The organism is Xenorhabdus sp. SGI240 (assembly GCF_040081915.1).
In the GTDB taxonomy this organism is placed as follows: domain Bacteria; phylum Pseudomonadota; class Gammaproteobacteria; order Enterobacterales; family Enterobacteriaceae; genus Xenorhabdus; species Xenorhabdus bakwenae.
In genome coordinates this window covers 1-6788 of sequence record NZ_JBEBMB010000138.1, presented here as the reverse complement: position 1 = coordinate 6788, position 6788 = coordinate 1, and the positions used below count along the sequence as shown (strand labels likewise).

General features: G+C 42.3%; 9 protein-coding genes. All 9 read right to left on the bottom strand.

From position 1 onward, the window contains the following. Positions 1-9 precede the first annotated feature (9 nt). The 9 genes from ABLA76_RS17305 to ABLA76_RS17265 all read right to left on the bottom strand — a co-directional run bounded on the left by ABLA76_RS17305 (position 10) and on the right by ABLA76_RS17265 (position 6753). Entirely contained in the window at positions 10-1581 is a 1572-nt protein-coding gene (locus tag ABLA76_RS17305) for a terminase (RefSeq protein ID WP_348988876.1), read from the bottom strand. After that, a complete protein-coding gene (locus tag ABLA76_RS17300) occupies positions 1578-2138 on the bottom strand; it encodes a terminase small subunit (RefSeq protein WP_348988875.1) in 561 nt (186 codons plus the stop codon). Before ABLA76_RS17300 ends, ABLA76_RS17305 begins: the two co-directional genes overlap by 4 nt. Positions 2139-2244: 106 nt before the next feature. Then, positions 2245-2820: a Rha family transcriptional regulator gene (locus ABLA76_RS17295; RefSeq protein WP_348988874.1), complete on the bottom strand. Its 576-nt coding sequence runs from the start codon at positions 2818-2820 to the stop codon at positions 2245-2247. A gap of 410 nt (positions 2821-3230) precedes the next feature. Beyond that, positions 3231-4130 (bottom strand): Kiwa anti-phage protein KwaB-like domain-containing protein, encoded by a 900-nt coding sequence (locus ABLA76_RS17290; RefSeq protein WP_340619008.1) that lies wholly within the window; start codon positions 4128-4130, stop codon positions 3231-3233. 19 nt (positions 4131-4149) lie between these two features. Continuing rightward, positions 4150-4668 (bottom strand): hypothetical protein, encoded by a 519-nt coding sequence (locus ABLA76_RS17285; protein ID WP_285810409.1) that lies wholly within the window; start codon positions 4666-4668, stop codon positions 4150-4152. A gap of 116 nt (positions 4669-4784) precedes the next feature. Further along, a complete protein-coding gene (locus tag ABLA76_RS17280; protein ID WP_348988873.1) occupies positions 4785-5246 on the bottom strand; it encodes a lysis protein in 462 nt (153 codons plus the stop codon). A gap of 2 nt (positions 5247-5248) precedes the next feature. After that, complete coding sequence (locus ABLA76_RS17275) at positions 5249-5938, bottom strand: Rha family transcriptional regulator (protein WP_348988872.1); 690 nt, start codon at positions 5936-5938, stop codon at positions 5249-5251. A 168-nt stretch (positions 5939-6106) separates the two neighbouring features. Then, positions 6107-6511: a structural protein gene (locus ABLA76_RS17270; RefSeq protein WP_348988871.1), complete on the bottom strand. Its 405-nt coding sequence runs from the start codon at positions 6509-6511 to the stop codon at positions 6107-6109. Beyond that, complete coding sequence (locus ABLA76_RS17265; protein WP_047771465.1) at positions 6511-6753, bottom strand: hypothetical protein; 243 nt, start codon at positions 6751-6753, stop codon at positions 6511-6513. The genes ABLA76_RS17270 and ABLA76_RS17265 overlap by 1 nt, the downstream gene beginning before the upstream one ends. Positions 6754-6788 lie beyond the last annotated feature (35 nt).

Here is a 6788-nt window from a genome sequence, read left to right as displayed (position 1 = left end):
GTATTCATGTTAGTTCCAGTTGAAATTAATTGTTTTGGTTAGACGCTGAGGCTTATGCAAGACACGATATCGCGTGGCATCCCAGTCGTGATCTTCCTGTTCTGTGTCAACATCATCAGGGTTTTTGCTATCACGAACCAAAACCGGAATGCGGCTAATCCAGCCCCGGCAATAATCGAACACGTAGAACGCGGGCTTTTCTGGTATTCCTGACTCGGACTTCTTGCCTTCAATGACAGCCTCCAGCATATCAGCGAAGAGAGAAGCGCCATTGATACGAGAACCGGGCTTTTTATTGGCTTCCAGCCACTTCACGCCCTGTTTTGCCATCTTCTGTGCTATGGAATCTTCGTTATCGCCCGTATTAAAGATGGAGCCATCAGCGGGGCCAGAAATTACTTTCTTGCAGGTACCGGGCATGATATTCAATTGTCCTTGCGTTTTACCGTCCTGTTTAATCTCATCAGGCTCTATAACATCTTCGCCAGCCAGACGCCGATCAATCCACTGTACGCCCTTAGCCACGTTGGTAGATGACATATTCAGCCCTTTATTGAGTTCATCAGGCGGGCAACCGTACCATTCACCAATCAGAATCAGCGAACCCGCAGGAGGGCAGAACTTTCGGCCATCCGATAAAGTTGCCTCTGCCCCATCTGATTCAGCCCACCACAGATTGGCAAACGGTTTTGATTCTCCCCAGTCATGAGAGCGGTCAACCGTCCAACTGTCGGGTATTTTAAACGGTTTAATGGTGTGATAGTTCGCATTCCACAGATGATCGAACCGCCCACCACTGGTAACGTCCCATGAACCCTCAATCCATGCCTTTCTACGGTTCGGGTCTTTGATATTCATCAGGGTAGCAATGTATTGTGGGTCTAAGTAGGGGTTCTCTTTAAATGAACCATGAATGGCGACGCGAGTTAGTGTTATGTCCTCATCTTTTTCAGTCTGAGGATTGAACACCTTTTGAGTTTCTCTGATAACAGTTCCTCTCGGAGCTGGTTCAATAAACCGTTTTTTCACCCATGTATGCCCGATACCAAACGGGTTAGTTGTGCTGAATGTTTCAAGCGGGATAGATTTTAATAGTGAACCGTCCTCACGCGGGTAATCTTCTGGCCTGAATGACGAACGCCGACAAGAGAACATGGCCTCATAAAAATCTGCTGATTTCTGCTTGGTTAATTCGTTGAAGCCGATGAACGGGAATTCCTGCCCGTGATAATCCCAATAATCATCCGCCTCTTTGCCGAACCGGAATAACAGTTCCTCACCCGTCGGCCATACCCAGCGTAACTCAGAGGCAGAAGCAAGAAAGCGAGCACCATCTTTAAATAGACGATACATACGCTTTGACTGAGTGATGATATCGGCAAGGTTTTTGTATTCAGTATCAAATATCACCCCCCGCCAGAACGAGCCATACCCGACCCCAACATTTCGCCTAAATCTGGCTAATTGAGCGGCTGTTTTGCCGGGGCCACGAGTTCCCTCATAGAGAATTTCATTACATGGGCAACTTAAAGACAGAGACTGAGACCCGGGAAGAGGCTTCCAGACTACATTGTAATTCATCCGCCTAATACCTCGCCCTGTTGCTTCTGTGCCGCTTTTTCCCAGTCATCAACGTTATCGCAGGCAGGCACGGGCATAATGTTATGGGTAGCCACCACCTTTTGATCAATCTGCTCTTTAAATGCCTGAACACTGATATGCTTCCCAAGCAATTCCAGATTTTTAACTTTATCAGGCCACTTAATCTTCTTGAGTAAGGCGGCGGTATCTTGTGAACCTACTTCCAGCACTTCCAGACCTGATAGCGTAGTACGCCACACTTTAGGCCAGTCTTTAACTGACTTGAGTTCGCCTCCATCAGTGAGAATGTCGAGGACGTCCATTTGGTCAATTTCAACTAACCGCTTTAATACATAAGTCGCATTAATCCCGACTTCTTCATTACGGTCTGCCTTGAGTTCGGCAATGCGTGACTGAATATCAGGTTTTGACAGGTTTTCAGACGCAGTGCGGTTTGCGGTTTTCTCGCTGTACCCCGCACGAATGGCCGCTTGAGTGGCGTTCAAATCTACGAGGTACTCACGACAAAACATTTCTTGTTTGTCGGTGAGTGCCATTTACTTTCTCCATAAATCAGAATAATTAACTGGTCTGGTTGATATAAGCCCGACAGTTTTTGCACGGTGGTTATATAAAATGCTGAAAAAGCATTCAGCAAGTAACTTATCGTCCAATATTCGCAATTTCTTGTTTACCCCCTCCAATCAATCCGAAAGCCATCTGACCGAGGTCATCGATCAACTTTTCGGCTTTATCGAGGGTAATCAGATCATCTTGCCGCTTTCTCAGTCTGCGGCCTGCATCAGAGGAATCTTCATCAGACGCCTTTTTTGCCAAAACAAGCATGTCTTGCAGTTGCTGGATGGTGAATCCAAATCCAGATTTAGCTTCCTGCTCCGTCATGTGGTCGAAAACCTGAGCCTGTAGCTCATAGCTGTAACTCATTGCCATCAAACAAGCTTCACGCTTGGGGAATCGATAGCATGGAAGCTCTCGCCCGGTACTGTCTTTGTACTGAGCAAAATATTTTGCCGAGTGCTCTTCTCCTAATACTTTGGGAACTTTGGCAAGAAAGCTTTTATGTTGCAGTCGAGTATATTTCTTGCAAGGGAATGTTAACCCTTCCGCCTCAGCTTTCGCCTTCCTGTCGGCATTAATGTAATCCACCATTTCCAGACTGGTCATAGTGGGCGCTTCTGTTACAGGTAAATTTGTTTTCTTGGTTGTTAATAGTTGCATCGCGTATTACCTACATTTGAAATGAACCCTCGTCCACATAGAAAATCAGCCCGTCGAAGCTCGCCAGCTATAACTGACTTCCTCGAAGGCTCATATCAAAGTGATTGGATTCGACGTTTAAAGAATTGCGCTGCGGTGCGCGGTGGAAATAAAAATGCCACCCGCGTTAACGGATGGCAGCAAATGTTATGTAGATCACTTTTTAATCATTTCGGGTGGATATAATCGCAAAGCGATTACAGAGAGAAACTATCCCACTGACACCACCCTCTAACATACACCTGCCCCACTCAGGGAATGGGTAGAGGAATAAAAAAACCACCACTGGAGGTGATGGCTTGGGGTTGGGTGATAACTAAATCGTTAGAGTGATTTAATGGTTATCATTCATTGCAATGATAGCAATTACACTAAGTTATCTTCACTTTTTTCTTAGAGTTTGTCTGATATAATGTCCGGGTGATTTGTGAGGTGAAATAGTCCTCATCCAAAAAACTCAACAGCCTCTTAATGTGTTTTTTTTCTTGTGGCATTGTAATTTTCTTTTCACCACCATCTTCATATATCTCCAAATCAAGAGTTACGTCATTTACTTTCGCTATGGATAATAAATCATCTACAGTGTAATCCTCTAAAACTCTTGATTTATTTATTAATGATACTTTCTTTCTTATCACAGTATCAGCAATGTTTGTAAGGTCAAAATCGCTTGAAATATGAAAGTGCTCATGATTGGCAAATTCTCTCAAGTCATCATCGGTTGCTTCTTTAAAATATCCATCAACATCAAATATTCTCCTCAGCATATGAAAGCTTTTGAATTTTAATTTATCATTCTCAAGTATTGCCGTTAGCTTGTTATCGATAACCAACCCGTCAGAGTCAGATAATTTAAAAGTATTGTCATCTTGAAGAATACTATGAAATATTGTTTTTTTATTATCTATTATTTGTCTTTTATCAAAACATTGGAGGTACGCTTTTATATTACCCACCGCGCCAGATGAAACTATCTCGCCGGAAAATAATGCCTTTATGTTAAAAATAGATATATCCTGCGGACTCCACTCCTGAATAGAGTCAGGAGTTTGTATTGCATCAAGAACACCTATAACATCATCAAAATTATCAATACAAAAATATTCCGCAGGGCTGGTGATATAACCACCACTAAATTCTACAGATGTTGTGTAATTATTTTCAAAATAATCTTTTTGCCTTTTAAACAAGGAAGTTACAGATATTTGTGTTTGTGCATCAGTGAGAATCTTCACAATTTTACCAGTATCGGTTATAGCAAATAATTCCATAAATCATTTCCTTTGTGAATTAAACAGCAATATATGTATGAGCTGTTAATTTTATAACATCTAATCTGTCATTATTCACTGAAAATAAATCTCTTTTAGTAATTAACACAAAGCTAACACCTGTATCATCTTCCGCCTCATAGAATTTATATCCGAAGAATGATAATAATGGATTAAAACTATAACCCTCAGAAAAAGAAACATAAACAAGTAAACTAATGTAAAAGAATATAGCAATCTTCCAATCAAAAAATGTCCCTGACGTGCTGAGTAATGGAAATAAATATGTTAAAAAATAACTAGTTACTTCCTTATTGGCGGGAGTGGCTGTTTTTATATTCTTTTTTGTGCGCCCAGAATTGAGGACAGAATACTTTAATATAAAAATGCAGAGACAAACACTTACGACACCTACAAGTATATACATACTGAGCATGATGTATTTTTTCTGAATAAAAGCTAAATAAGCCAATGTGATGCATACAGGAGCCACAGAGGTTGCAGTTAATGCAAAGCGAGCAAGTTTGCTTAAAAACATTTTCACCTCCCTTTTTTTGTGACTGTATAAAAACACAGTGTACATTAATTTAACTCAAAACAGAATAGTTAATTTATATTAAATAAATGATGCCTGCTCAAACAATAAAATATCAATTATTCGATCGGTTGTTGACATTCAGTTTTTATGTAGCCCTGCAAATATCTTAATTTTGCCCGGTCGTTGATGATGCCTTCTCGGATATCGAGAACAGTTGATCCAGTTTCTCCAGTGAGTTCGACGGTGGTTGTAGCGTCCACGCTGCCGGAGGGAGTGGTTTCAGACACGGGGCAGGTGGCTTTGATGCGCAGCTTGCGACGACCAGCGGCAATATCAGCCCGAAGAGCGTCAATTTCAGTCTTGGCATTGGCGAGTTCCTGAGTGTGTCGGGTATCTAGTTCTGCGAGTTGCTTGATGCGCTCTTGCTGGTTGGTGTTGATGGCGACCTGTTCGTCATACTGTAGCTTTAAGCTACGGTATTCCTTGGCCTTGTCCTGATACTCACTGTAATAGAACCAGAACAGGCCAGCGACGACAGCAAAAGCACCAAGGGTGAAATATTGGCTGTTGAGTTTCATCGCTATGAATTTAACCTTGCTTGCTCTTCTATCAGAGGGGTACGATAGTTTTTATCAAAAATCCCTTTTAACGCCTGTTTTCTTTGTTCACGATCCCAGCCCATTGAAATAAGAACCGTATTTGCCCGCTGTAATTCGGTAATGGCTTTAATCTGCCACTCAGTCAAGTAATCCCTGACTGCTTCGCTTTTGCCAATATCATTGTTCTTCTTAAACTTGGCCGACTTCATTCCGAGGACGACATCATTAATCAGGTCGGCTTCATTGCTGTAATGAAAATGCTCCGTTTCTTTCCCGTCCTGTTCCCGGCTATTTTTAATAGCATCGGTCATAGGTCGGTATTCAACTCTGGCTCTTTCTCGCTCCAATTGAATTTGAGATTCTTTTGTTGCCTTTTCACGAAACTTAATGAAACTGTCAACCAAGCGTACTTGTCCATCACGCGCTTTCTCACCACCAATAAACGGCATGGCAATCAAGAAGCCACGCTCAGTTAACTCATAGCATGGCAACTCTTTGTTTTGTTTGCTGATATACGAGGAGCCTCTGAAATCGGAGCCTCCTAAATGCTGAGAAGCTATCAGTGAATCAATTCTGCTCATTACCCTAAAATGATCTCTACCAAACTCATTGGCAATAACATCTGTTGTGACTACAGGCTGACCATTGGATTTTTTAACTAAAAGTCTCATCTTGCGTATTCCTATAGAAATAAGAGCCTGCTGACGTAGAAATATCGCCCATGAGAGGTCGCCACCTAGCGATAATTCTCAGGCTCTATTTCTATAAGCTCATGATTGGGGTTCGCGCACGTCAGTACGCAGATAAAAAGAAGCCCCGCAAATGCGAGGCTATGGAATTCAGATTAAGCTGTAGGCTTTTTCGAATACATCATCCGAATAAGGCTGCTTGCCGTTCTCGTGCCGGATGATGGACTTAGCCAGCGCAATCAATGTGGGTTTATTGATGTCCAGAACCTGATTTGAATCGACTCCCAGCGCCTTAGCAACACCGTTAATATAAGCGGTGGTGTTATTCTCGCTATTTGGTGCATAGCGATTAATCATCTTGGCCACACTCTGATAACCGTTCTTGTGGTAATTGGTCAGCAACTTCATGAGTGCCCGGATACCATATTCCGGTGATTCAAACAGACAGAACCGAGGATTTTTTACCCCTGTTTCGATTCCAATTTGACCCTGCCACTTATTAGCGGGATTGTGGTCAATATTGCCGGGATTGTTATTGCGAATGCCTCTGCTCATCAGATTATTCCCCGTTGTTGTTCATGTTCTGTCAGTAACCTGAGAAATTGGTAACGTTCGTAAAAATTAAAATAGTCACGTATCCATTTGTACCGAGGTTCACGAGCGAGCTTTACAAAGAACTGATCATCACGCCAATGTTTTCTCAGCCTGTGCAACACCCGCCAGCGGCGAAATTGATGTAGCAGCTCTGTTATATAAGAAAAGCTCGCACCAAATACTAATTCACTGTTTTGGCTCATCAATTTTTACCCCTGCTCTTTTCTCTGCCATCTTA

What these genes read in the sequence shown, in the direction of transcription:
- ABLA76_RS17265 (WP_047771465.1), bottom strand. Translation starts at nt 6,753, where the DNA reads ATGAGCCAAAACAGTGAATTAGTATTTGGTGCGAGCTTTTCTTATATA.
- ABLA76_RS17290 (WP_340619008.1), bottom strand. Translation starts at nt 4,130, where the DNA reads ATGGAATTATTTGCTATAACCGATACTGGTAAAATTGTGAAGATTCTC.
- ABLA76_RS17300 (WP_348988875.1), bottom strand. Translation starts at nt 2,138, where the DNA reads ATGGCACTCACCGACAAACAAGAAATGTTTTGTCGTGAGTACCTCGTA.
- ABLA76_RS17305 (WP_348988876.1), bottom strand. Translation starts at nt 1,581, where the DNA reads ATGAATTACAATGTAGTCTGGAAGCCTCTTCCCGGGTCTCAGTCTCTG.
- ABLA76_RS17295 (WP_348988874.1), bottom strand. Translation starts at nt 2,820, where the DNA reads ATGCAACTATTAACAACCAAGAAAACAAATTTACCTGTAACAGAAGCG.
- ABLA76_RS17270 (WP_348988871.1), bottom strand. Translation starts at nt 6,511, where the DNA reads ATGAGCAGAGGCATTCGCAATAACAATCCCGGCAATATTGACCACAAT.
- ABLA76_RS17285 (WP_285810409.1), bottom strand. Translation starts at nt 4,668, where the DNA reads ATGTTTTTAAGCAAACTTGCTCGCTTTGCATTAACTGCAACCTCTGTG.
- ABLA76_RS17275 (WP_348988872.1), bottom strand. Translation starts at nt 5,938, where the DNA reads ATGAGACTTTTAGTTAAAAAATCCAATGGTCAGCCTGTAGTCACAACA.
- ABLA76_RS17280 (WP_348988873.1), bottom strand. Translation starts at nt 5,246, where the DNA reads ATGAAACTCAACAGCCAATATTTCACCCTTGGTGCTTTTGCTGTCGTC.